We start from the raw sequence: 23,865 nt of genomic DNA, 5'->3' as shown, positions 1-23,865 counted from the left end.
CAGCTGAGGCGCTTCGCGCGGGGCGGGCGGGCCCGCCCCGCGCGGGAGCTCAGCGGTGGGTGAAGCGGCGGTACTGCTCGGCGATGGTGCGGTGGTCGGCCGCGGTGTCGAGGAACATCAGCGAGTCCATGCGGCAGTGGCAGGGATTGCGCTCCCGATCGTTGCCGGGGAAGCTGCCGCCGATCTTGATGCCGCGCGGGGTGGAGGCGGTGGTGCCGGTGCCGTCGACCTGCCACGGGTCGCCCGGGTCGGTGTAGAAGCCGGGCAGCGGTGCGCCGTTGCGGTACAGCGCCATCTGCCCGGTGGTGTAGTCGAACGTCGCCGCCAGGTGCACCCACTGGCCCGCGGGCAGCAGTTCGCGCCAGTCCTGCCGGGCGGCGAAGGTCTGCGAGGCCCCGCCGTCGAGGCGGCGGCCCAGGGCCACCAGCCGCAGCTGCCCGTCGACCTCGATCAGCTCCAGCAGGGCCCGCACGTCGTGGCCGGTGGAGTTGCCGGTGAGCAGCCCGGCCAGGCCGACGGCGTTGTAGCGGTCGCCGGGGTCGGGTGTGGTGGTGTCGGGTGCGGGGTTCTCGCCGGTCATCTTGAACCAGCCCATCACGGTGGCGCCGTCGGTGGCGTTGAAGGCCGACAGCGTGCCGTTGTCGTCCCAGACGCCTGCCTTCCAGTCGTCGTTGCTCTCGGCGTCGGGGCTGATCTGCCGGGTTTGCAGGGCGTTGTTGCTGCCGGGGAACGCCCCGTCGGGCACCCGCATGTCCTGCCCGCCGTTGATCAGCGACAGCAGGGTGCGCGAGGAGCCGGTGTCGAGTTCGCGGGAGTCGTCGGCGGCGAAGGGGTGCTCGAAGTCGTAGTGGGCCACCAGGTTGCGGCGCACGGTGTCGGTGACCTCGGAAGCGCGGGCCGGGCGGGTGCCGGTGACCTTCCAGATCGTGCCGCTGGCCTTGGCCAGCAGGTAGAGGTTGCGCTGCGAGTCGGTGCCGAAGCGCAGGTCCACGCGCCCGTCGCCGACGAAGTCGCTCATCCGCAGCTGCCTGCCGGTGGTGTCGAACAGCGGGAGCTCGTGCAGCGGTGCGCGCGGCTCTCCGCGGCGCATCCGGTCGGTCTCGGTGTAGAACACCCGGCCGTCGACGAGGTCGCCGAAGACGTACTTCCCGCGCAGCTGCGGCAGGTCGTGGCCGCGGTAGACCTGGCCGCCGGAGACGGCGTGGCCGCTGTCGGAGTTGCACGGCCAGTTCGGCGGCGGGTCGTGGTCGTAGGCGGCGACCGGGTAGGTGTAGCCGTAGTCCGCGTCGTCCTCGGGCAGCGGGTAGAGGTAGCACTGGGTTCGCGGGTCGAAGGTGAAGGCGCCTTCGCGCCGGCTCCAGCCGAAGTTGTCGCCGGCGCGCACCTCGTAGACGGCTTCGATGGCGTGCTGGCCGATGTGCCCGAGGAACATGCGGCGGTCTTCGGGATCCCAGCTGAAGCGGTGCGGGTCGCGCATGCCGACCGCGTAGATCTCACCCAGCGCACCGGGCCGGCCGGCGAAGGGGTTGTCGGCGGGGATGCCGTACCGGCCGCCGGGGCCGTTGCCGCCGGCCGGATCGATGCGCAGCAGCTTGCCCGCCGGGGTGCTCAGGTCCTGCGGGATGTCGGTGTCCAGGCCGATGCCGCCGTCGCCGACGCCGAGGTAGAGCAGCCCGTAGTCGGGGTCGCCGGGGCGGGCGGTGGGGTTGAAGTCGATCTGCTGGACGGCGTGGATGTGGGTGGAGAATCCGTAGCGGAAGATCTCGCGCTGGGTGCCGGTGAAGGTGTCGGCGGCCGGGTCCTGCGCGGTCCACTCGGTGACGACGCTCTGCACGACGGCGTCGGGCTGGTTGGGGTAGGTGGGCGGCCGGGTGGCGATGGCTTCTCGGCCCTCGGAGTGCACGGTGTAGAACTTGCCATTGGCGGCGAAGTCGGGGTGGAAGGCGACGAACCCGAATCCGCTGCCCATGCCCTTGCCGGAGAAGAAGTGCTCGAAGCGCTCCCGGAAGTCCAGGTAGAGGTGCTGCCGACCGTCTTCGAGCAGGTACAGCGGGCCGTTGAGGTCGGGCACGTACTGGCGGCCGGATCCGTCGGGCAGCTCGCCGATGTGGTTGATGCGGTTGTGGCGGATCAGCCGCGGATCGGTGGCCGGCGGGGTGGCTTCGGTGGCGGGCAGTTGTGCGTGCTGTTCGAGCACCAGGCCGAACTCGGCGGCGATGGGCTCTTCGGGGATCGGGTCGGTGATCGGCTCCTCGGCGGTGGCCGGTGGTGCCGCGGTCAGGGTCGCGGCGAGCACCGCAGCGGTGATCGCGGCGACCCGGCGTCTGTTCGCGCGCATGGGAACTCCAGCGGTGGTCGGGGCGGAGGTCAGGCGGGGCGGCCGGTGAGGGTGAGCTCGCGGATGCGGCCGTGGTTGTCGAAGGAGCCGAATCCGGCTCGGCCGCCGGGCAACCGGGTGTCGGTGGCGGTCAGCAGCGGCTCGGGCGAGCCGTCCAGGTGCACGGCGATGCGGCCCGTCGCGGGGTCGTGGTCGAGGAGGACGTGGTGCCAGTCGGTGTCGTCGATGGCCGGTGGCGCGCCGGTGGTGCCGTCCCACTGGTCGTCGATGCGCACCCGGTCGGCGTCGACGACGACGAACAGCCCGTTGTGCGGGTAGATGGTGTTGTCCTGGGAGAGGTGGGCGTAGTAGAAGCGGGTGGGTGAGCGGTAGCCGAAGATCAGCACCACGTCGCGGTCGTCGCGGGTGACGGGCTCGTCGATGCGTACCTCGGCGGTGCAGCGCAGCCGCCCGAAGTCCGGGCCCTGCCGCACGATCGCGTACTCGTAGGGCCGTCGCGGCCCTTCGGGGGCTTCGCCGCGTTCGGTCATGACGACCTGGCCGTGGCCGAAGGCCCACTTGTGCGGGGTCAGCGGCGCCCAGTGCGCGGGATCGTCGCCGGGTCGGATGCGCACCGACGGGGCGGCCATGGCCAGGGTCGGTGCGGCGGCCAGCAGCGCGGTGAACGTCCTGCGTCTCATGTGGACCGTCCTTCCCTGCTCAGGTGGGGTGCGAGGAGTTCGGCGTGGCGGCGGGCGCAGGTGGCCACCACCTCGGCGCCGGGGGCGGCCCAGACCTCGGCGTTGAAGATCTCCACCTCGACATCGCCCCGGTAGCCGGCGGCGGTCACCGCGCGGGTGAAGGCGGCGAAGTCGATGTGGCCGTCGCCGACGACACCGCGGCTGAGCAGCGCGTCGGGCGGCAGCGGGGTGATCCAGTCCGACACCTGGTAGGCGGCGATGCGCGGCCCGGCGCGGGCGATCCGGTCGAGCACCCCGGGTTCCCACCACAGGTGGAAGGTGTCGACCACGACCCCGACGGCTTCCGGCGGGTGCTCCTCGGCGAGGTCGAGCGCCTGGGCGAGGGTGGAGATGACACCGCGGTCGGCGGCGAAGATCGGGTGCATCGGCTCGATGCCCAGCCGCACCCCGCGCGCCCGGGCGTGCGGGACGAGTTCGGCGATGGCCTCGGCCACGCGTTGACGCGCCCCGGGCAGGTCGCGGGAGCCTTCGGGCAGCCCGCCGGGCACCAGCACCAGGGTGGGGCAGCTCAGCGCGGCGGCTTCGTCCAGTGCGGCGAGGTTGTCGTCCAAGGCGTTCCCGGTGGTGAAGAAACCGCCCCGGCACAGCGAGGACACGCGCAGCCCGGCGTCGGCGATCATCCGCGCGGCCCGGGCGAGCCCGGTCTCGGCCAGGGGCTCGCGCCACACGCCGATCGCGCCGATGCCGGCCTCGGCACAGCCGCGCACCGCCTCGGGAAGCGACCAGTTCGCGGTGGTGCGCTGGTTGAGCGCCAGCCGCGCCAGCCGCGGATCGCCGGGCTCGGGAGTGGGGATGCGGGCGGGCATCCCGGAGGGGATGTCGGTTGTCATCGGCTCGCTCCTGCCGCTTGCAGCCACAACCGCATGCGGTGCGCGGCCAGCTCGGGGTCGGGCAGCAGCCGCAGCTGGTCGGCCAGCTCGAAGGTCCGCGCCAGGTGCACGACACCGCGGGCCGATTGCATGCCGTGCAGCATCGTGAACCCGGGCTGGTGACCGGAGAGCCAGGACAGGAACGCGATGCCGGTCTTGTAGTGGGCCGTCGGTGTGCTGAAGATGTGCCGCGACAACGCGGCGGTGGCCTCCATCTCCGCGTCGTAGGTGGCCAGGTCGCCGTCGTCGAGGGCGCTCAGCGCCGCCGAGGCCGCGGGGGCGATCGCGGCGAAGGCGCCCAGCAGCGCGTCGGAGTGGTGGGTGCCGTCGCCGCGGATGAGCTGCGGGTAGTGGAAGTCGTCGCCGGTGTAGAGCCGCACCCCGGCGGGCAGCTCGGCGCGCAGGTGGCGTTCGTGCTCGGCCGACAGCAGCGAGACCTTCACCCCGTCGACGACTCGCGCGTGCTCGCGCACCAGCTCCAGGAACACCGCGGTGGCGGCATCGAGGTCGGCCGATCCCCAGTAGCCGGCCAGGTGCGGGTCGAAGACCTCGCCGAGCCAGTGCAGCACGACCGGTTCGGCGACCTGGCGCAGCACCGCGTCGTAGACCCGCCGGTAGTCCTCGGGGCCGCGGGCCAGCGCGGCCAGCTGCCGGGAGGCCATCACGACCACTTGCGAACCGGTGGACTCCACGAACGCCACCTGCTGCTCGTAGGCCGCGATGACATCGTCCAGTGTGGACACATCAGTGCGGTGGTCGGTACCCGCGCCGGAGGCGATGCGGGCACCGCACGCGCGGGCCTGCTCGGCGCTGCGCCGCACCAGTTGCTGCACCGCAGGCCAGTCCAGGCCCATGTTGCGCTGCGCGGTGTCCATCGCCTCGGCCACGCCCATGCCGTAGCCGAACAGCGAGCGGCGGAACGCCAAGGTGGATTCCCAGTCCACGGCGGCGGGCGCGCCGGGGGTGTTGTCGCCGAGCGGGTCGGCGACAACGTGCGCGGCGGCGAAGACCACCCGAGAGGTGTAGGGCTGCGGATGCGGCTTCCACGCCCGGGGCTCGCGCAACGCGATCCGCCGCCAGCCGCCCCCGCTGGTGGGCAGGTCGATGCGGGTCCCGCCGCTCCGCTCGGGACTGCTCATGCCGCATCACCATCACCGGGCAGTGCGATGCGGCGGCCTTCGGCCGAGGACGCCAGTCCGGCGTGGGCCAGCTGCAGGCCGCGCACACCGGCGGCCAGGTCGTAGGGGTGCGGGCGGTTGTGGTGGACGTCGAGCAGGAACTGCTCCCACTGGGCGCGGAATCCGTTGCCGAACTCGGTGTTGTCGGGCACCTCGTCCCACTGGGCGCGGAAGTCCTCGGTGGTGGGCTCGTCGGGGTTCCAGCGCGGGCGGGGCGTGCGCACCCGGGGCTGCACGCGGCAACCGAACAGGCCCGCCACCGCCGAACCGTGCGTGCCGTCGACCTGGAACTCCACCAGCTCCCGCCGCTCCACGCGCACCGCCCACGAGGAGTTGACCTGGGCGATGACGTCACCGTCGAGCTCGAAGATGGCGTAGGCGGCGTCATCGGCGGTGGCCCGGTACGGGCGGCCCTGCTCGTCCCAGCGCTGGGGGATGTGGGTGACGGCTTTGGCGGTGACCGCGCGGACGCGGCCGAAGAGGTTCTCCAGCACGTAGTTCCAGTGGCAGAACATGTCCAGCACCAGCCCGCCGCCGTCCTCGGCGCGGTAGTTCCAGCTGGGCCGCTGCGCCGGCAGCAGGTCGCCTTCGAAGACCCAGTAGCCGAACTCGCCGCGCACCGACAGGATCCGGCCGAAGAAGCCGGCGTCGACGAGTCGTTTGAGCTTGCGCAGCCCGGGCAGGAAGATCTTGTCGTGCACCACGCCGTGCACCACCCCGGCCGCGCGGGCGGCTTCGGCCAGCTGCCTGCCTTCGGCGATGGATCCGGCGACGGGCTTTTCGGTGTAGACGTGCTTGCCCGCGGCCAGTGCGGCGGTGATGGCCGCGTGCCGCCTGCTGGTGACCTGGGCGTCGAAGTAGATCTCGGCGTCACCGGCCAGCTGGGCGGGCAGGTCGGTGTGCCATTCGGCGATGTCGTGCTGCTTGGCGATGTGGGCGAGCTTGTCGGCGTTGCGGCCCAGCAGGACCGGCTCGACCTGGATGCGCGAACCGTCGCCCAGGTCGATGCCGCCGTCCTCGCGGATGGCCAGCACCGAGCGCAGCAGGTGCTGGTGGTAGCCCATCCGGCCGGTGACGCCGTTCATCAGGATGCGGTAGGTGTGCTCGGTCATGTGTGCGGCTCCCTGCGGTGGGAAAGCGGTGTCATGACGTGCTCGCGCGGCGGGTGCCGAGGTAGAGCTCGCCCAGCCGGTCGTCGGCGAGCAGCTCGGCGGCCGGGCCCGACAGGTGCACCCGGCCGAGGTCCAGCACGCAGCCCAGGTCAGCGGTTTGCAGTGCGCGGCGGGCGTTCTGCTCCACCAGCAGCACCGCGGTGCCCGCTTCGCGCATCCGGGCCACCTGCGCGAAGACGGTCTCGGTGGCCTTGGGGTCCAGGCCCATCGACGGTTCGTCGAGCAGCACCACCCGCGGGCTGACCATCAGCGAGCGGGCGAACTCGACCTGCTTCTGCTGCCCGCCCGACAGCGCCCCGGCCAGCGCGTCCCAGCGCTGGGCCACCACGGGGAACAGGTCCTTGACGAACTCCACGCGCTCGGCGGTGCGGGCCTTGTCCCGCACCGCGTAGGCGCCGAGCAGGACGTTCTCGCCCACCGTCATCTCCGGGAACACGCTGTGGCCCTGCAGCACGTGGGTGAGCCCGGCGGCGGGCATCTGCTGCGGGCGCCTGCCGGTGATGTCGGTGCCCTCCAGCAGGATCCGCCCCGAGCGCGGGGCGAGCATGCCGCTGGCCACTTTGAGCACTGTGGACTTGCCCGCGCCGTTGGGGCCGACCAGGCACACCACGCTGGCCGGTGGCACCCGCACGGTCAGCCCGCGCAGGACCAGCGCCGCCCGGCCGTAGCCGGCTTCGATGTCGCGCAGTTCGAGCAGCGGCTCAGACGCCAAGGTATGCCTCCAGCACTGCCGGGTCCGCGCGCACCTCGCCGGGCGTGCCGGTGGCGATGGGCCGCCCCCGGTCGAAGACGACGACGTGGTCGGACAGGCTCATCACCAGGTCCATGTTGTGCTCGACGATGACGAAGGTGCGGCCTTCGGCGTTGAGCTCGCGCACCAGTGCCGCGATGCGCTCCAGCAGCGCCGGGTTGACCCCGCCCGCCGGTTCGTCGAGCATGATCGTTTCCGGGTCGGTCATCAGCACCCCGGCCAGTTCCAGGAGCTTCTGCTGGCCGTAGGACATGTCGCGGGCCTGGGCCTCGGCCAGGTGCTCGATGCCGACGCGTTCGAGCAGGTGCTGCGCCCGCGCGACGTCGGCGCGCTGGCGGGCCGGGAGCAGCTTGCCGAGCAGGCCCGGCGCGCGCACGGCCACCAGCAGGTTCTCCAGCGCGGTCATGCGCGGGAAGATCCGGCACAGCTGGAAGCTGCGGCCGATGCCGGCGCGGGCGATGCGGTGCGCGGGCGCGCCGGTGATGTCGCGGCCGCGGTAGCGGGCGGTGCCGGAGTCAGGCCTGACCATGCCGGTGACGCAGTTGAAGAAGGTCGTCTTGCCCGAGCCGTTGGGGCCGATGAGCGCGTTGACCTTGCCGGGCAGGAAGGTCACGGTCGCGGAGTCCACGGCCCGCACCCCGCCGAAGGACTTGGTGAGCTCGGTGGTCTGCAGGCTCATCGGGTGGCCTCCTCGGGGGTGCGCTGCGCGGCGAGTTCGGCCTGGCTGACCTCGCGGATCGAGGTGGCCCGGGGCCGCAGTTTGCGCAGCTGGCCGCTCAGCGCGGGGATGACGCCCTCGGGCATGAACAGCACCACCACGGCCAGCAGGACGCCGAGGGCCACCAGGTGCAGCTGGGTGTCGCCGTACTGGTTCTTGAAGAACTCCACGGCGTAGCCGACCACCACCGCGCCCAGCAGCGGCCCGAACAGGCTTCGGATGCCGCCGAGCAGGCTCATCAGCACCAGGTAGGAACCGGCGAGGATGGAGAACTGGAAGACCGGGTCGAGGAAGCCGAACCACAGCGCGTACAGCCCGCCGCCCAGCGCGGTGAACAGCGCCGAGATGACGAACACGACCAGCTTGTAGGCGAAGGTCGGCACGCCGAGGGACTGGGCCTTGTCCTCGTCCTCGCGGATTGCCTTGAGACCGGCGCCGAAGCGGGAGCGGTCGATGGTCCACCAGCACAGCAGCGCCACGGCCAGCAGCGCGGCGTGCAGGTAGAAGAACCGCTCGTGCTGTTCGGGGCGCAGCACTTCCTCGCCGAAGGGCCGGGGCACGCGCAGGCCGTTGGAGCCGCCGGTGAGAGCGCCCCAGCTCTGGAACACCAGCAGCGTGATCAGCACCAGGGCGATGGAGACGATGACGAACGAGGCGCCGCGCACCCGAAGGCTGGCGATGCCGATGGGGATGGCCAGCAGCGCCACGAGCACGGCACCGGCCAGCAGCGCCAGCCACGGGTTCATGCCGGTGCGGGTGATCAGCAGCGCGGTGGCGTAGCCGCCGAGGCCGGAGTAGGCGGCGTGGCCCAGCGAGATGTAGCCGGTGAAGCCGCCGACGAAGTTCCACGAGGTGGCCAGCACCGCGTAGCTCATGATCACCACGCCGACGGAGAGGATGAAGGCGTCCGGCGCCAGCTGCGGGAAGGCCAGCACCAGGGCGGCCAGGGCCAGCAGGCCGGTGTAGCGGAGGAGGTCAGAAACGCTGCGCAAGTCGGCCTCCGAACAGTCCGCGGGGTTGCAGCATCAAGGTGGCGAACAGCGCGACGTAGAACAGGGTTTGCGCCCAGGTGGTGCCCAGCGGCAGCTGCAGCAGGCTCTGGCCCAGGCCCAGCACCATCGCGGCGATGGCCGCGCCGCCGACGCTGCCCAGCCCGCCGACGACGATGATGGCCATCAGCGGGCCGATCCAGTGCCAGTGCAGCGACGGGTAGATGGTGGAGTCCAGGGCCAGCGCGGTGCCGCCGACCGCGGCGGTGGCCAGCCCGAGCCCGAAGCCCAGCCCGGCGGTGCGGTCGGTGTTGATGCCGACCAGCTGCGCGGCCTCGCGGTGCTGGATGGTGGCGCGCAGCGCCCATCCGAAGCGGGTGAACTTCAGCAGCGCGTACAGCCCGCTCAGGGCGACGGCGGCCAGGGCGAAGGCGATGAGCTTGACCACCGGGATGCTGGCGCCGAGCACGACGAGGTCGGAGCCGGAGTAGGGCAGCTGGATGCGCCGGTGGGTGCCGGAGAAGACCAGTCCGAGGACGCCTTCGACGATGAGCGCCAGGGAGAAGGTCAGCAGCACCGACATCATCGTCATCGTGGCCGGGCGCAGCCGGGAGATCAGCAGCCGCTGCAGTCCCACGCCCAGGGCGAAGAACAGCGGCACGGTCACCAGCAGCGAGAGCAGCGGGTCCAGGCCGGTGCGCTGGTGGAACCACCAGGCCAGGTAGGCGGCCAGGATCAGGAACGCCGAGTGGGCGAGCATCACCACGCGCATCACGCCGAAGTAGAGGGTCAGGCCGGCGGCCAGCAGGGCGTAGAGCCCGCCGAGCAGCACGCCGAGCACCAGGCTCTGCAGCAGCAGGGATCCGGTCATCGGGGCCTCACCACGCCGGTTTCGGGTGCACGAGGGCGGTCTGGGCGGCGTCTTCGGGCAGCACGATCTGGATGCGGCCGTCGACGTACTGCTGGATCAGGTGCGCACCCTGGGGCTTCCCGGTCTCGTCCCAGCTCAGCGGGCCCACCACGGTGTCGACGGTGTTGGTGTGCAGCCAGTCGATGAGCTTGCGCTGGCAGTCCGGGTCGGGGTCGGCGCAGCCGACGGCCTGCACAGCGGCGGCCACGACCTGGCCGGTGGTGTAGGCGTTGGCCTCGTCCTCGGTGGGCTCGGTGCCGTGCTCGCGCTGGAAGTGGGCGACGAATTCGCGGTTGGAGGGGTACGGGGCGGCCGGGGTGTAGCCGGTGGGCGAGAGGATGCCTTCGGTGTGCTCGCCGATGGCGCGGGGGAACTCGGGGTTGGTGGGTGCGGTGGAGAAGGCGGCCATGGCCGGTTGGTGGCCGAGCTGGCGCAGCGCGACGATGAGGTTGACCGCGTCCTGGTACTGGGTTCCGCCGACGAGCAGTTCGGCGCGGGAGTCGGCGATCTTGGCGGCGATGGAGCCGAAGTCGGTGGTGTTGGGCGGGTACTGCTCGTCGGCGACGGTGCGCACGCCGGCGGCTTCGAGGCGGGTTTTGAGGCCGTGTGCGGTGCCTTTGGCGAACGGGTCGTCCATGACGGCGTAGGCGGCGGTGGCGGGGCGCTGGTGCGGTGGCATCGCCAGGATCGCCTCGGCGAGGTGCTGGTAGTGGTCCTCGGCCACGGCGGGTGCGGCGTAGAAGAGGTTGTCGAAGCCTTGCTGGAAGACCTCTTCGGCGGCGCCTGCGGGTTCGACGAACAGCATCCCGTAGTCCTTGGCCACTTGGGCGGCGGGGATGACCAGGCGGGTGGAGAAGGGGCCGAAGATGAGGTCGGCGCCGTCCTGGTTGATCAGCTTCTCGTAGTCGGCGGCGACGCGGTCGGCGTTGGACTGGTCGTCGAGGATGCGCAGTTCGACCTGGCGGCCGAGCAGGCCGCCGCGGGAGTTGACGTGCTGGGCCCAGGCTTCGTAGCCGCGGCGCACGCCTTTGCCCGGTTCGGAGAAGTCGCCGGTCAGCGGTAGTGAGATGCCGATGCGGATGGTGTCCTGGCCTGCCTGGGAGCCGGCGCTGAGGCAGCCGGTGAGGGCCAGCGAGGCGGCGGCCAGCAGTGCCGCGAATCGGGGGCCGTGTTGAGTTTTCATGGTCCACCCAATCGTTGGGGGCATGTCGTAAGCGCTTTCGTAAGCGCTTACGGCAGAATAGGTACCGATGATCGCAGTGACAAGGGTCACTGCCTGCTGCGGGGAGAGGAGACCCTGATGGCGCAGCGCGCGAGGCCGCGGCTGGTCGATGTCGCACAGGCGGCGGGGGTGTCGATCGCGGCGGCCTCGCGGGCGCTGTCGGGTGCGGCCGGGGTCAGCGAGGAGATCGCCCAGCGGGTGCGGGAGGTGGCGGCTGAGCTGGGCTACGTGGCCAACGTGCACGCCCGCACCCTGGCCGGTGGCACCAGCACCGGGGTGGGCCTGCTGGTGCACGAGATCGGCGACCCCTACTTCACCGAGATCGCCAGCGGTGTGCTGCGGGTGGCCGCGCAGCGGGGGCTGACGGTGCAGATCGGCCACACCGGCCGCGACCCGGACGCCGAGCTGCTGCAGGTGCGCTCGCTGATCGCCAACCGGGTGCGGGCGATCGTGATCTCCGGCTCGGGGTTCGTCGAGGCCAGGGTGCAGGCGCCGGTCAAGCGGGAGCTGCAGGACTTCCAGGCCGCCGGGGGCCGCGTCGCGGTCATCGGCCGCCACCACCTGGGCACCGATGCGGTGCTGCCCGACAACCTCGCAGGCGGCCGGTCGATCACCGAGCACGTGCTCTCGCTGGGCCACCGCCGCATCGCCTTCGCGGCGGGCCCGGTGGCGCTGACCACGGTCGCCGACCGGCTGGCCGGTGCCGAAGAGGCCCTGCGGGCGGCGGGTTCGCGGCTGGCGGAGCTGCCGGTGATCGAGGAGGCCTTCACCCGCGACGGCGGAACCCGCGCCACGCTGCGGATCCTCGACGAGCACCCGCGGACCACGGCGGTGATCGCGCTCAACGACGACATGGCCATCGGCGCGCTGGCCGCGCTGCGCTCGCGTGGTGTGGCGGTGCCGCGGGAGATGTCGGTGGCCGGCTTCGACGACGTGGCGGTGGCCGAGCACCTGTCCCCGGCGCTGACCACGGTGCGCCTGCCGATGACCGGCATGGGTGAGCAGGCGCTGCTGCTGGCGCTCAAAGAACCCTCCGTCCGGCCGCGCCGCCGCACCACCGGACACCGCTTGGTGGTGCGCGATTCCACCGCCGCACCGCGCTCGTCCTGATCGGGAACCGGTCGCTCGCGCTCAACGTCGCATCAGTTGATCAATCGGAGGCGGCCGTTCGGCCTGCGGACGAGAGGAACCGATGATGGCCGAGCTGACCGCGTACGAGACAACGTGGCTTGGTGTGCTGGACGAACTGCGCGGTTGCCCGGAGATCAGGGTGGAGTACGCCGAGCGGGGAGAACTCCTCGAGACCGAGGACGCCGACCGGGTTTTCGGTGAGCTCGCCGACTGCGACGGCATCGCGCTGGATGCGTCGCTGAAGGAGTGCCATCTGCGCTTCTCCGGTCTCTCAGCGGCCTGGGACGTCCCCGACCCCGAGTACGACGAGGAATCCCTCATCGCCGGGGAGTTCTACCTGGCCAACGTCCACCAGGCGTTCCGCTCGGGCCCGCTCGTGGAGCGCCTGCCCTTTCCCACGCCGGACGAGGTGCGGTTCTACGGCCAGCTGCGCAGCTTCGACGGAACACCGCACGGCGGGGTCGGGCACCTGTCGCTGCTGCGGCTCTCACCGGGTGTGAGCCGTCCTGAGCTGTGGTTCGACGCCACGACCAAGGGCTACCACCGGATGGATCTCGACTACCCCGGTTACCTCGAGGCGTTGCGCATCACCAAGGGAACCTACGGCTGGCAGTTCCTGTTCACCGACGTCTCGCTGGACGACGGTGGCGAGTTCGAGGTCGCGGGGCGGTTCGCGGAGATCATGCTCGAAGTCTTCCCGCGGTTGTTCCCCGGCCACGACTACGCGCCGCTGCGGTCCCGCCTGGCCGAACGCCGGCGGGATTTCCGGGCCTGAGCCCGGTCCTGCGCGGATGGTGGTCGCCTGCTCCCGGCCGGCAAGTGGGCGATCAGCGCAGGGTGAGCGGGGTTTCGGCGTCCAGCCGGGTCAGCTTCTGCGGGTTGCGGACGTAGTAGAGGCCGGTGATGCGGGTGTCTTCCACGCGCAGCGCCATGATGCCGTCGAGTTCGCCGTCGACGTGCAGGGCCAGGGCGGGGCTGCCGTTGATCGTGGTCGGCTCGGCGGTGAGTGCGACGTCGTGCTTGGTGAGGCCGCCGACGATGAAGCGGGCCACCTTCTCGGCGCCGGTGACCGGGCGCGGGGTGGCCTGCTTGATGCCGCCTCCGTCGCTGATCGCGACGACCTCGGGTGCCAGCACGTCGAGCAGGCCTTGCAGGTCCCGCGTTTCCAGCGCGTGCCGGAAGGCCGCGGTGGCCTCGCGGGCCTGGCGGGCGGTGACGGTGTGGCGGGGCTGGCGGGCTTCGACGTGCTTGCGGGCGCGGTGGGCGATCTGGTGCACTGCGGCGCGCGTCTTGCCGACGGCGGCGGCGATCTCGTCGTAGTCGATGCCGAACGCTTCGCGCAGGACGAACACCGCCCGTTCGGTCGGCGTCAGCGTTTCCAGGACGAGCATCAGCGCCATCGACACGCTCTCGGCGAGCTCGACGTCGCTGGCCACGTCCGGTGTGGTCAGCAGCGGTTCCGGTAGCCAGGAGCCCACGTAGGACTCCCTGCGGCGCTTGAGCGTTCGCAACCGGTTGAGCGCCTGGCGGGTGGTGATCCGCACGAGGTAGGCGCGAGGTTCGCCGATCTCGGCGGGGTCGACGGCGGTCCAGCGCAGCCAGGTCTCCTGCAGGACGTCCTCGGCGTCGGCCACCGAGCCGAGCATCTCGTAGGCGACGGTGAACAGCAGGCTGCGGTGGGCCAGGAACGCTTCGGTCGTCTGATCGCCGGGTTCGTGCGTGGTGTCCATGGAATCCTCTCCGCCGATATCCTCACGCCGTGCGCATCGCGTTCGCTAGGCGATCGGTGCCCTCCGGTCGTGCCGGGCCGCCAGCAGCGCCGACCGGTGCTTTCCGTCCTTGGGCCAGTGGTGCGCGCCGGGTTCGCGCGCCTCGGTCACCAGGTGCTTGACGCTGGCTTCGCAGGCGGCCTCCTTGAGCTTCTTGCCCGCGAATCCGGGGAAGTAGAGCGGCAGCGCGGTGTCGTCCTTGCGGCCGAGCTGGAAGATCCCGGCGTTGCGGCCGAAGCTGATGCACATGGCGGGGAAGGCCAGGTCGACCGGTGCCGGGCGCTGTCCTGCGATGCGCTGCAGCACCGTGTCGGCGGCGTGCGCTCCCAGGCATCCCGCGGCGTAGGCGCTCATCCGGAACGGCAGGTCCGATGGCGCCGAGCAGTCGCCCGCGGCGACGATGCGCTCGTCGTCGATGCTGGTCAGCGTTTCGTCGGTGAGCAGTCGTCCGGCGGAGTCGGTGCGCAGCCCGCTGCGGGCGGCCAGATCGGGCACTCCGAAACCGGCCGCCCAGATGGTGATCTGGCTGCTCAGCGTCCGGCCGTCGGCGAGTCGCACGGCATCGCGCCGCACTTCCACGACGGCCGAACCGGGGCCTTCCACGAGATCCACGCCCAGCCTGGCGAGGTACTTGCGGGCGGTGCGCCGGGCTTTGGGGTGCAGGTACGGGCCGAGGTCACCGCCGCAGACCAGCGTGACCTCACGCCCCTGCTCGGCGAGCTCGGCGGCGGTCTCGATGCCGCTCGGGCCACCCCCGACGACGGTCACCGCGGCCGGTGCGGGAGCGTCGAACAACGCTTCCCGCAGCCGCTGCGCCGCCTCCAGGGTCGCGACCGGGTAGGCGAACTCGGCCGCGCCCGGCACCCGAGGCACCGGGTCGCCGCTGCCCACCGCGTAGACGAGGTGGTCGTAGCCGGTGCTGCCCGCCTCGGCCAGCAGCACCCTGCGCTCGGCCGCGTCGATGCGGGTGGCGCTGTCGAGGACCAACCGGACGCCCTCGGCCAGGACGTCGGTGTAGTCGACGACCGCGTCGTGGGTTGCGCCCACCAGCTGGTGCAACCGCAGCCGCGGGACGAAGACCGGGCGCGGGTTGATCAGGGTCACCGCCACGTCCTCGCGCTTCATCAGGCGGTTGGCCGCCATCACACCGGCATATCCGCCGCCGATCACGACGACATCGGTCTTCTCGCCCACGATGTTCTCCTTCGCTCCGAGAGGTTCGAGCACAAGACACCGCGCGGGCGGATTTCCTGACGGTCTGTGGCTCAGGTCACTGGCCAGGCCCTGGGTGTCGGCCCGGGTTCACGTTCGAGGGGATCGATCCCGAGGAGTGCGGCCGTCTTGCCGTAGAACGACGCGGGCCAAGGCGTCGTCCTGGCCCGTGCGCGAGCAGGAACGGGGGCGGGGTGGTTGAGGGCGTGAGCGCGCTCCACACCGTCTGCGGTCTGCTGGTACTCGGGGAAGGTCGCGCCCGCGTTGTTGATGAGAACGTTCACCCGGGTGCCGTCGGCGGCGAGCTCGGAGGCCAGGGAGCCCCTGGCCGCTCACGCTCGCGAAAACTACTGGGAAACCGCGTTCTCCGGCAGGCGGCCGGTGTAGTAGCGGATGTCTTCATCGCCGTCGAGGCTTGCGGCCCATGCGGCCAGTGCCGCGGGCGACGGGGTACCGGTCAGCACTGCGGCGGCGAGGCCGGGTGGTCGGCCGGCGCGGTCGAGAAGTTCGTGCCACTGCTGCGGGCGCATCGACAGCCACAGCAGTCCGGGCATCCCGGCGACCACTTCCAGATCGTCCACCTCCGCCCGGGAGAGGTCCAGCCCGTACAGCCGGGGGCAGTTCCGCAAGGGGGCCAGGGAGAGCGGATCGGCCGACCGCGCCGTCACGGCCGTGAGCGTGGGGTGCCCGGTCAGGGACACCAGCTCTGCGTCGCAGGTCACCTGCACGTGGTGCACGGGGGCACCATCGCCGTCCGGGGCGTCGGTGGTGCTGGGGTTGTGGCGTCTCGGCGGTTCTGAGTGGATCCACAGCTGCTCGGTGGCGGCGTCGTACCGGTAGTCGCCCTGCTGCAGTGCCGTGAGCTGCAGGTGCAGCAACTCGGTCACCGAATCGGCGACGTGCACCGGCTCGTCGTGGTGCAGTCCCACCCGGATGACCTGGCCTGGGCGGCCGTGTTCGGCCGGGTCCATGTCGACTGCGAGGAAGTCGCCGCCGATGCTCTCGGCGAAGACGATCCAGCCGGGGCGATCGGCGGAGGACCGCACCCGGCCGTCGGAGGGGCGCTCGGCGCGCTCCGGGCCGAGGCTGTGGTGCCGCCAGGTGCTCTTCGATGCCCACCAGCGGTCCGCGTGGTGCACGGCGACCACCTGTCCCAGGTCCAGCCAGGGGTGGCGGTCGAAGAGGCGGGATCCGGTGTCCCCGCCGTCGCCGTCGGCCACGGCGTACAGCGCGCGCAGATCTTCCGGGAGTCGCGCGCCGAGCTGCCGCTCCAGCCCGGCGATCTCCTCCGCGTCCCGGGGCGCGGGCAGCACGTCGGAGAAGCGTTCCAGGCGCCCTGCTTCCCAGCCGAAGATCTCGGCGCGTTTGCGCAGGTACGCCCACAGCAGCCGCACCGCCTGCGCGGGATCTCCGGCCTCCGTCGGATCTGCGGGGCCGGCGTGGAGATCACCGGAGTCCGGAGGCCGGACTCCGGGTCGCAGAACGTAGAGGTGACCGGGTTCACCGCCGGGCCGCGGCGCGATCGTCCGGCTGGTCACCGCCTCGTACCGGCCGTCGGGGTGCACCATCAGCTCGACGGCCAGTTCACCGGTACCGGTGTCGTCCAGCTCGACGATCTGCTTGAGGTATTCGGGCGTGCGCATGCCACCGGGGCGCGAACGGCCGTTGGCGAGGACGTTGATCACGCCGCGACCGCCCACGCCGTGCTCGTGGGCATGGGCGCTGATCGAGGTCTGCTGCCAGCCTTTGGGTGCCTGCTTGACCATGCTGCGCGCCAAGTGCTGCAGCAGTGCGGTGATCTCTGCTTCGGGCATGGGACTCTTTCGTTCGCAAGGCGGCGCGCGTGCCACTCGGCGCCGACAGCCGGGGTCAGAGCATGCGTTTGCCGCCGCCCGCGTAGATGGTCTGGCCGGTGATCCAGCGGGCCTGGTGAGAGGCGAGGAAGACGGCCAGGTCGGCGATGTCGTCGGGTCGGCCGACGCGGCGCAGCGGGCTGAGCTCGGCCAGGCGGGCTCTGGTCGCCTCGTTGAGCCATCCGGTCTGCACCGGGCCGGGGGAGATGACGTTGACGGTGGTGCCTGCGGGGCCGAATTCCGCGGCGGCGGCGCGGCTGAGCGATTCCAGCGCGTTCTTGGTGGCCGAGTGGGAGATCTCCTCGGCGGTGCCGGGGGCGGTGTCGGCGGAGATGTTGATGATGCGTCCCCAGTCGGCTCTGCGGCGCAGGTGGCGGCGGTGGAACTCGGCCATCAGCAGCGCGGGCGCGCGGGTGTTGACCGCGTGGTGGGCGTCCAGGCCGGTCGCGTCGATGGTGACCAGGTCGCGCACCGGGTTCGGCTGGAAGGTGTCGGGCACGCGGTGCGCGGCGTTGTTGACGAGGATCTCCACCGGCCCGAAGGCGGCTTCGGCGTGGTCGAAGACCGCTGGTGCGGCCTCGGGCCGGGTCAGGTCGATGACCAGGGATTCGGCCTCGGCGCCGTCGGCGCGCAGGGCCTCGCGCACGTGGTCGGTGCGGGTGCCCTGCGGGGTTTCGGCGAGCACGAGCTTGCAGCCCTGGCGGGCCAGGGCGCGGGCGATGGCCGCGCCGACGTCCAGCGGGCTGGTGGCGCCGGTGATCACGGCGACGCGGTCGCGCAGGCGGGGGTCGATCACCGGGCGGTCCTCCCGTGGCCCCGGTTGCGGCCTGCGACCGCGACCGGCCGTAACTTGTCCACTGTGGACATGAATGTGCGGGTCATGGCGGTGGTCTCTTCTCCGGCGGTGTGCGGGTGCCGAGCGCTCCACGGGGCAGCGGGGTTCGCGCCGGCCGGTCGTCTCCGAGGCGAGCTGCCCCGGGCCCGGATCTCCGCGGCTTGTTGATCTTAGTGCACCGGCCGCGGCCGTCAATTCCCCATGATCGCGGCAGAATTCGATTGCCTGCGCGGAGTTCGCGGTGTAGACCTTGGCGAATGCTGCGAGAAGACGGCGCCTCCGACGGCGTCGTGGTGCTGCGCCAGGGCACCACGACGGTGTCCTACGCGCCGGTGACCGGCGTACCGAGCATGGCCCAGGTGCTGGAGGCCAGCGGCCCGGACGTGCTCGCGGCGCTGGCCGCGGAGCTGCCCGGCTGGCAGATCTCGGTCCCCGAACAACTCGGCCGCCAGCTCGTGCTGGCCGGCGCGCGCATGGTGCGCCACGCCGCCACGATGCACCGCGACCTGCGCAAGGACCCACCTCCACCGCAGTGGGCCGAGCAAACCCCGCAAGCACCGCTGCGGCTGGTGCCCTGCGACCGCCCGGCCAGCGCCCTGCTGCCCGCGCAGCGGCAGGCCTACCCGCCCGGGCATCCCGACTCCTTCGACGGCAGCGACCAGCAACTGCTGACCGAGATGATCCAGCCGCTGCTGAGCGGACGGGTGCTGGGCCCGGTGCTGGACTGCAGCGCGCTGGTCGTCGACGCCGACGACCAGGTGGTGGCCGGCCTGGTCGCCAACGACTTCAACGGCACCGCCTGGATCGGTGACGTCTTCCGCCGCCCCGGCCCCGACTTCGCCGGGCTGGGCGGCCTCCTGCTGCGCCGCGCGCTGGCGCTGGCCGCAGCACAGGGCTGGCCGGTGATGGGCCTGGCGGTCACCGTCGGCAACACGGCGCAGCAGCGCTACGAGAAGCTCGGTTTCACCACCACCGAGACCTCGATGAAGATCGTCGTGAACTGAGCCCGGGGCAGCGGGTACAGTGTCGGTCGTGATTCGCAGTTCGTGCCAGGCCTGGTGGCGCTCCGGATAGGAGCGGCCGCCAGCTTTCGCGCACGACAACATGTGCGGGCCGTTCGGTTGAACGGCCCGTTCTCGTGTTCTCCCACGATCCGGCGGGACTTCGACCGAAGCCCGCCGGGAGAAGACCGGGAGAACCATGACCAGCCTGATCGACACCGCCCCCGCCGCCCGCCGCAGCGCCGAACTGGAACAGCTGATCCAGCAGCAGCCCGAGCGATTCCGCGTGCTCACCGGCGACCGGCCCACAGGACTGCTGCACCTGGGCCACTACTTCGGCACCCTGCACAACCGGGTCCGCCTGCAGCGCCAGGGCGTGGAGCTGATGGTGATCATCGCCGACTACCAGGTGCTCACCGACCGCGACATCGCCGAACACCTCCAGCAGCGGGTCGAGGACCTGGTGCTGGACTACCTGTCCGCCGGCATCGACCCGCAACGGGCCACGATCTTCACCCACAGCGCCGTCACCGCGCTCAACCAGCTGCTGCTGCCGTTCCTGAGCCTGGTCTCGGTGGCCGAACTGGGCCGCAACCCGACGGTCAAGGACGAGATCGCGCACTCCCGGCAGAACGCCGTCAGCGGCCTGATGTTCACCTATCCCGTCCACCAGGCCGCCGACATCCTCTTCGGCAAGGCCAACCTGGTGCCGGTCGGCCAGGACCAGCTGCCGCACCTGGAGCTGACCCGCACCATCGCGCGCCGCTTCAACGACCGCTACCGGCCGCTGTTCCCGCAGCCCGACGCGCTGCTGTCACCGGCACCGCTGCTTCTGGGCACCGACGGCACGAAGATGAGCAAGAGCCGCGGCAACGCGATCCTGCTCTCGGCCACCGCCGATGAGACCGCCCGCCAGATCCGCGGCGCCAAGACCGACTCCCAGCGCCACATCACCTACGACCCGCAGAACCGCCCCGAAGTGGCCAGCCTCCTGCTGCTGGCCGCGCTGTGCGGCGACCGCGACCCCCAGGAACTGGCCGAGGAGATCGGCTCCGGCGGCGCGGCACTGCTCAAGAAGGTGGTGACCGAAGCCGTCAACGAACACCTCGCCCCGCTGCGGGCCCGGCGGGCCGAACTGGCCACCGACCGCGCGCACCTGCGCGAAGTCCTGCACCAGGGCAACGCCGCGGCCAACGCCCTGGCCGAGACCACCCTGGCCGAAGTGCGCCAAGCCATGGGCACCCACTACTGACCAGCACTCCCGTGGTGCCCGCCGCCAGAGACGGGCACCACGGGAGGCTCAGCGGCGACCGCTGAGCGCGCTCAACCGCCCATCGCGCATCTCCACGACCTCATCGACCTGATCCAGGTGCTCCGTGTCGTGGGTGACCATCACGGTCGCGACCTGGTGCTGACGGGTGACCTCGGCCAGCAGCTCCACGATCTGCGCACCGCGATCGTGGTCGAGCGCCGCGGTCGGCTCATCCACCAGCAGCACCGCAGGCCGCCCGCTGAGCGCCCGGGCGATGTTCACCCGCTGCCGCTCACCACCGGAGAGCTGATGCGGACGCCGGTGCTGCTTGCCGTCCAAACCCACCGCGGCCAGCAGCTCCGCCGCGGCACGACGCTGCCGCCGCACCGACCCGCCGCGCATGTGGTGCGCCGCCAGCAACTGCTCGACAGCCGTCAACGACGCCAGCAGATTCGGCTGCTGGAAGACGATGCCCACCTTCTCCAACCGCAACCGGGCCCGCTGCGCCGCCGACAGACCACCGGTGTCCACCCCGTCGACGAGCACCCGCCCCGCATCCGGGCGCAGCAGCGTCGCGGCAACCGCCAGCAAGCTGGACTTGCCCGACCCCGACGGCCCCACCACGGCCACCAGCTGCCCGGCGGCCACCTCCAGGCTCACCCCGTCCAGGGCGGTCAGCACCCGGTCACCATCGGGGTAGGTCAAACGCAGATCGGTCAGGACGAGACTCATCGGGCAGCTCCCAGCGCGGTCAACGGGTCGACGGAGGTGATGCGCCGCACCGCCAGCACGGCACCGATCATGCCCAGCACGATCATCAGCGCCACCGGCAGCACGGTCGTGGCGGCGGTGAGCTGGAAGGGCACGACCCGCGAGGCCAGCGCCCCCAGCCCGACACCCACCGCACCACCGAGACCGGCACCCAGCAGCAGCACGACCACCGACTGGGCCAGCGCATCGCGCAGCAAGTACCCGGTCGCCCCGCCCAACGCCTTGAGCACCGCGATGTCACCGCTGCGCTGGATGGTCCACACCGTCATGAACGCACCGATCACCAACGCCGAGATCGCATACAGCAGGCTCTGCATCATCAGCAGCGACCCGTTCTCCGAGGAGTAGGAACCGATGCCCGCCAAACTGCCCGACAGCGTCTCCGAAGCGGTCCCGGCCGCCGCATCGGCAGCAGCCGGATCGGCGAGATCAGCGGCGATCACGGTGGCCACCGCGGCATCCGCGCGAGGCGGCCGCAGCTGCGACCACGTCTCCAGCGCCGTCCAGGCCACCGGGGTGTGGCTGTAGTAGGAGTCATCGACGATCCTGCCGATCCGCAACTCCTCGACACCGGCCCGCACCCGCTGACCCACCGCCAGCCCGGCCTCCTCGGCCAGCTCCCGGCTGATCACCAGCTCACCCGGCACGACCGCGGCGGGGGACAGGCCCGCCTCGGCCGTCACCCCGAACACGGTGGTCGAAGCACCACCGGACGGGGTGTCCAACCTGGTCTGGGTGATGCCCAGCGGCACCGCCCACCGCACCCCGGGCGCAGCGCGGTAGGCCGCCAGCTGCTCGGCGGTGACCGAGGAATCGGCGAACGACTTCTCCGGGGCCTGCCCGTCGGCAGCCCCGAAAGCGATGTGGGTGGCGGGCAGCTGCGTGATCGCCGAGGTGGACTGGTGGGCCAGGCCCGCGGTCAGTCCCGACAACAGCACGATCAACAGCGTGATCAGCCCGACCACCGAACCCATGAGCGCGAACCGCCCCTTGGCGAAGCGGATGTCGCGGATGGCGAGGAACACGAATGCCCTGCTTTCCGGTCGTGGTCGATTGCGCTTCCCAGCCTCGCCACCGCGAGCACCGCTGCCATCGCAGCGCCGATCGATTCCCCGCCGCCACCGGGTGCAGCCCGGACTCAACCGAACGAACGATGCCGACCCGCCGCCGCGATGGCTAGAAAGGTCCTGGTGAGCACCCCACCGACCGGCCGCACCGCTGCCCAGGGAGAACCCGGCACCGCGACTAAGGTGAGCGCAGTGCCCGAGACGTCCTCCTCACCCGGCCCCGGCCTGACCGCCGTCCTGCGGCTGGTGCGCCTGGCCTTCCACGCCGGCTTCCTGCTGCTGCTGGCCATCGCCACCGCACGGGTCTGGCTGACCCACCCCACCGGCACCACCGGCTGGCTGGCCGCGGCCGGAGCCGCACTGCTCGCGGTCGTCTACGGCTCCGGCGCCGCCCTGCGCCACGCCCTGCACCGCCGGTGGCTGGCGATGAGCTGGCTGGCCGCGGTGACCGCCGTCTGGGCCGCGCTGCTGGCCATCAGCCCCGACTTCTCCTGGCTGGCCTTCCCGCTGTTCTTCCTGCACCTGCACCTGCTGCGCGGAGTCCACGCCCTGATCGCCGTGGTGGCGGTGACCGCACTCGTGGTGACCGCCCAGGGCTGGCGCACCGGCACCTGGAGCGTGGGCATGGTGCTCGGCCCCATCATCGGAGCCGGCGTCGCCGTCATCATCACCTGGGGATACGCCGCCATCTACGCCGAGAACCAGCGCCGCCAAGCCCTCATCGACGACCTCACCCGCACCCGCGCCGAACTGGCCACCACCCAGCACCAGGCCGGAGTCGCCGCCGAGCGCGAACGCCTCGCCCGCGAAATCCACGACACCCTCGCCCAAGGCCTCTCCAGCATCATCCTGCTGCTGCGCGCCGCCGAAACCGCCCTGCCACCCGAAGCCGACAAGGCCCGCGCCCGCATCACCGAAGCCCACCGCACCGCTGCCGACAACCTCGACGAAGCCCGCCGCTTCGTCCGCGACCTGCGCCCACCCTCGCTCAGCGACGCAGGCCTGCCGCAAGCCCTGGACCGGCTGTGCCAGAACACCGCCCGCGAAACCGGCACCGACTGCCGCCTGCTCACCAACGGCGCACCGGTGGCGCTGCCCTCCGGCTACGAAGTGGCGCTGCTGCGCGCCGCCCAGACCAGCCTGTCCAACGTCACCCGCCACGCCGCCGCCACCACCGCCGTGGTCACCCTCGGCTACCTCGACACCGAAGTCACCCTCGACATCTACGACGACGGCACCGGATTCGACCCCACCACCGTGCGCCCCGCCCCCGACGGCAGCGGCTACGGACTGACCGGCCTGCGCGAACGCATCACCGCCCTGGGCGGATCGATGGCGGTGGAATCCGCACCCGGCGACGGCACCGCGGTGGCCATCCGGCTGCCCCTGACCCCCGAGGAGATCCGGTGATGGCAGACCCGCTGCGCATCCTGCTCGTCGACGACCACCCCGTGGTGCGCCGCGGCCTGCGCGCGATGTTCGACGACCGCCCCGACATGACCGTGGTCGCCGAAGCCGCCGACGGCCAAGCCGCCCTGGACACCCTCACCGGCACCGACGTCGACATCGTCCTGATGGACCTGCAGATGCCCACCGGCATGGACGGCGTCACCGCCACCCGACGCATCACCGCCGACGGCGGCCCACCGGTGCTCGTGCTCACCACCTACGACTCCGACGCCGACATCCTCGCCGCCGTCGAAGCCGGCGCCACCGGCTACATGCTCAAAGACGCCCCACCCGAAGAGCTCTGCCAAGCCGTGCAACTGGCCGCCCAGGGCCAGACCGCACTGGCACCCGGCGTCGCCGCCCGCCTGCTCGGCCACCTGCGCCGCCCCCAGCCCGCACTGAGCCCCCGCGAAGTGGAGATCCTGCAGCTGCTCGCCCAGGGCCTGTCCAACCGCGCCCTGTCCAAAGCCCTGTTCATCAGCGAAGCCACCGTCAAGACCCACCTGGTGCACATCTACGACAAGCTCGACGTCGACAACCGCACCGCCGCCATCACCACCGCGCTGCAACGCGGCATCATCCGCCCCCGCTGACCAAGCACACCCCACCGAGGTCGGCATGTTCCGCAAACGACGCGG

Annotated in this window: 22 protein-coding genes; 6 read left to right on the top strand and 16 right to left on the bottom strand. The window is 71.6% G+C overall.

Going from position 1 to position 23,865, the window contains the following annotated elements; translation table 11 throughout:
* Window positions 1-49: 49 nt before the first annotated feature.
* The 10 genes from C4T78_RS06185 to C4T78_RS06140 are packed head-to-tail and all read right to left on the bottom strand — an operon-like array spanning window position 50 to window position 10,848.
* Window positions 50-2,338 (bottom strand): PQQ-dependent sugar dehydrogenase, encoded by a 2,289-nt coding sequence (locus C4T78_RS06185; protein WP_093353411.1) that lies wholly within the window; start codon window positions 2,336-2,338, stop codon window positions 50-52.
* Between the two features lie 29 nt (window positions 2,339-2,367).
* A complete protein-coding gene (locus tag C4T78_RS06180) occupies window positions 2,368-3,018 on the bottom strand; it encodes a hypothetical protein (RefSeq protein ID WP_093353408.1) in 651 nt (216 codons plus the stop codon).
* Window positions 3,015-3,884: a sugar phosphate isomerase/epimerase family protein gene (locus C4T78_RS06175; RefSeq protein WP_235863596.1), complete on the bottom strand. Its 870-nt coding sequence runs from the start codon at window positions 3,882-3,884 to the stop codon at window positions 3,015-3,017. The genes C4T78_RS06180 and C4T78_RS06175 overlap by 4 nt, the downstream gene beginning before the upstream one ends.
* 20 nt (window positions 3,885-3,904) lie before the next feature.
* Window positions 3,905-5,086, bottom strand: coding sequence for a dihydrodipicolinate synthase family protein (locus C4T78_RS06170; RefSeq protein ID WP_093353403.1), 1,182 nt, complete (start codon window positions 5,084-5,086; stop codon window positions 3,905-3,907).
* Entirely contained in the window at window positions 5,083-6,237 is a 1,155-nt protein-coding gene (locus C4T78_RS06165) for a Gfo/Idh/MocA family protein (protein ID WP_177247622.1), read from the bottom strand. The genes C4T78_RS06170 and C4T78_RS06165 overlap by 4 nt, the downstream gene beginning before the upstream one ends.
* Before the next feature lie 31 nt (window positions 6,238-6,268).
* Window positions 6,269-7,009 (bottom strand): ABC transporter ATP-binding protein, encoded by a 741-nt coding sequence (locus C4T78_RS06160; protein WP_093353401.1) that lies wholly within the window; start codon window positions 7,007-7,009, stop codon window positions 6,269-6,271.
* Window positions 6,999-7,727 (bottom strand): ABC transporter ATP-binding protein, encoded by a 729-nt coding sequence (locus C4T78_RS06155; RefSeq protein ID WP_093353398.1) that lies wholly within the window; start codon window positions 7,725-7,727, stop codon window positions 6,999-7,001. Before C4T78_RS06155 ends, C4T78_RS06160 begins: the two co-directional genes overlap by 11 nt.
* Window positions 7,724-8,758: a branched-chain amino acid ABC transporter permease gene (locus C4T78_RS06150; RefSeq protein WP_177247621.1), complete on the bottom strand. Its 1,035-nt coding sequence runs from the start codon at window positions 8,756-8,758 to the stop codon at window positions 7,724-7,726. The genes C4T78_RS06155 and C4T78_RS06150 overlap by 4 nt, the downstream gene beginning before the upstream one ends.
* Complete coding sequence (locus tag C4T78_RS06145; protein WP_093353396.1) at window positions 8,742-9,626, bottom strand: branched-chain amino acid ABC transporter permease; 885 nt, start codon at window positions 9,624-9,626, stop codon at window positions 8,742-8,744. The genes C4T78_RS06150 and C4T78_RS06145 overlap by 17 nt, the downstream gene beginning before the upstream one ends.
* Before the next feature lie 7 nt (window positions 9,627-9,633).
* Window positions 9,634-10,848 carry an amino acid ABC transporter substrate-binding protein gene (locus C4T78_RS06140; protein ID WP_235863574.1) on the bottom strand — a complete coding sequence of 405 codons (1,215 nt, stop codon included), beginning with the start codon at window positions 10,846-10,848 and terminating at the stop codon, window positions 9,634-9,636.
* A 117-nt stretch (window positions 10,849-10,965) separates the two neighbouring features.
* Here C4T78_RS06140 and C4T78_RS06135 point away from each other — a divergent pair, with 117 nt between their 5' ends.
* On the top strand, window positions 10,966-11,997 hold the full coding sequence (locus C4T78_RS06135; protein ID WP_093353393.1) for a LacI family DNA-binding transcriptional regulator: 1,032 nt from the start codon (window positions 10,966-10,968) through the stop codon (window positions 11,995-11,997).
* An 85-nt stretch (window positions 11,998-12,082) separates the two neighbouring features.
* Window positions 12,083-12,793, top strand: coding sequence for a hypothetical protein (locus tag C4T78_RS06130; protein ID WP_093353808.1), 711 nt, complete (start codon window positions 12,083-12,085; stop codon window positions 12,791-12,793).
* A gap of 52 nt (window positions 12,794-12,845) precedes the next feature.
* Here the strand turns inward: C4T78_RS06130 and C4T78_RS06125 are convergent, their stop codons facing one another.
* The 4 genes from C4T78_RS06125 to C4T78_RS06105 form a co-directional block, all read right to left on the bottom strand.
* Complete coding sequence (locus tag C4T78_RS06125) at window positions 12,846-13,748, bottom strand: RNA polymerase sigma-70 factor (protein ID WP_093353391.1); 903 nt, start codon at window positions 13,746-13,748, stop codon at window positions 12,846-12,848.
* A gap of 45 nt (window positions 13,749-13,793) precedes the next feature.
* The gene (locus tag C4T78_RS06120) at window positions 13,794-14,981 is read right to left on the bottom strand and encodes an NAD(P)/FAD-dependent oxidoreductase (RefSeq protein WP_093353806.1); all 1,188 of its coding nucleotides are present in this window, start codon (window positions 14,979-14,981) and stop codon (window positions 13,794-13,796) included.
* A gap of 365 nt (window positions 14,982-15,346) precedes the next feature.
* Complete coding sequence (locus C4T78_RS06110; RefSeq protein WP_093353386.1) at window positions 15,347-16,813, bottom strand: SMI1/KNR4 family protein; 1,467 nt, start codon at window positions 16,811-16,813, stop codon at window positions 15,347-15,349.
* Window positions 16,814-16,868: 55 nt separating this feature from the next.
* The gene (locus tag C4T78_RS06105; RefSeq protein WP_093353383.1) at window positions 16,869-17,648 is read right to left on the bottom strand and encodes an SDR family NAD(P)-dependent oxidoreductase; all 780 of its coding nucleotides are present in this window, start codon (window positions 17,646-17,648) and stop codon (window positions 16,869-16,871) included.
* Between the two features lie 296 nt (window positions 17,649-17,944).
* On the opposite strand from C4T78_RS06105, the gene C4T78_RS06100 reads away from it, so the two are divergent.
* Both C4T78_RS06100 and trpS read left to right on the top strand, forming a co-directional pair.
* Entirely contained in the window at window positions 17,945-18,691 is a 747-nt protein-coding gene (locus C4T78_RS06100; protein ID WP_093353381.1) for a GNAT family N-acetyltransferase, read from the top strand.
* 196 nt (window positions 18,692-18,887) lie between these two features.
* A complete protein-coding gene (trpS, locus tag C4T78_RS06095) occupies window positions 18,888-19,940 on the top strand; it encodes a tryptophan--tRNA ligase (RefSeq protein WP_093353378.1) in 1,053 nt (350 codons plus the stop codon).
* 48 nt (window positions 19,941-19,988) lie between these two features.
* Here the strand turns inward: trpS and C4T78_RS06090 are convergent, their stop codons facing one another.
* Together C4T78_RS06090 and C4T78_RS06085 are read right to left on the bottom strand one after the other, a co-directional pair.
* Entirely contained in the window at window positions 19,989-20,672 is a 684-nt protein-coding gene (locus C4T78_RS06090; RefSeq protein ID WP_093353376.1) for an ABC transporter ATP-binding protein, read from the bottom strand.
* Window positions 20,669-21,736, bottom strand: a complete 1,068-nt coding sequence (locus C4T78_RS06085; RefSeq protein ID WP_093353373.1) for an FtsX-like permease family protein — start codon at window positions 21,734-21,736, stop codon at window positions 20,669-20,671. Before C4T78_RS06085 ends, C4T78_RS06090 begins: the two co-directional genes overlap by 4 nt.
* Window positions 21,737-21,970: 234 nt before the next feature.
* On the opposite strand from C4T78_RS06085, the gene C4T78_RS06080 reads away from it, so the two are divergent.
* The gene (locus C4T78_RS06080) at window positions 21,971-23,188 is read left to right on the top strand and encodes a sensor histidine kinase (protein WP_235863573.1); all 1,218 of its coding nucleotides are present in this window, start codon (window positions 21,971-21,973) and stop codon (window positions 23,186-23,188) included.
* Entirely contained in the window at window positions 23,188-23,820 is a 633-nt protein-coding gene (locus C4T78_RS06075; protein WP_177247620.1) for a response regulator, read from the top strand. The genes C4T78_RS06080 and C4T78_RS06075 overlap by 1 nt, the downstream gene beginning before the upstream one ends.
* Window positions 23,821-23,865: the final 45 nt, after the last annotated feature.

It is taken from the genome of Saccharopolyspora kobensis (assembly GCF_900108315.1).
In the GTDB taxonomy this organism is placed as follows: Bacteria; Actinomycetota; Actinomycetes; order Mycobacteriales; family Pseudonocardiaceae; genus Saccharopolyspora; species Saccharopolyspora kobensis.
The sequence above is the reverse complement of the archived record's forward strand: the minus strand, read 5'-3'. Positions and strand labels throughout refer to the sequence as shown.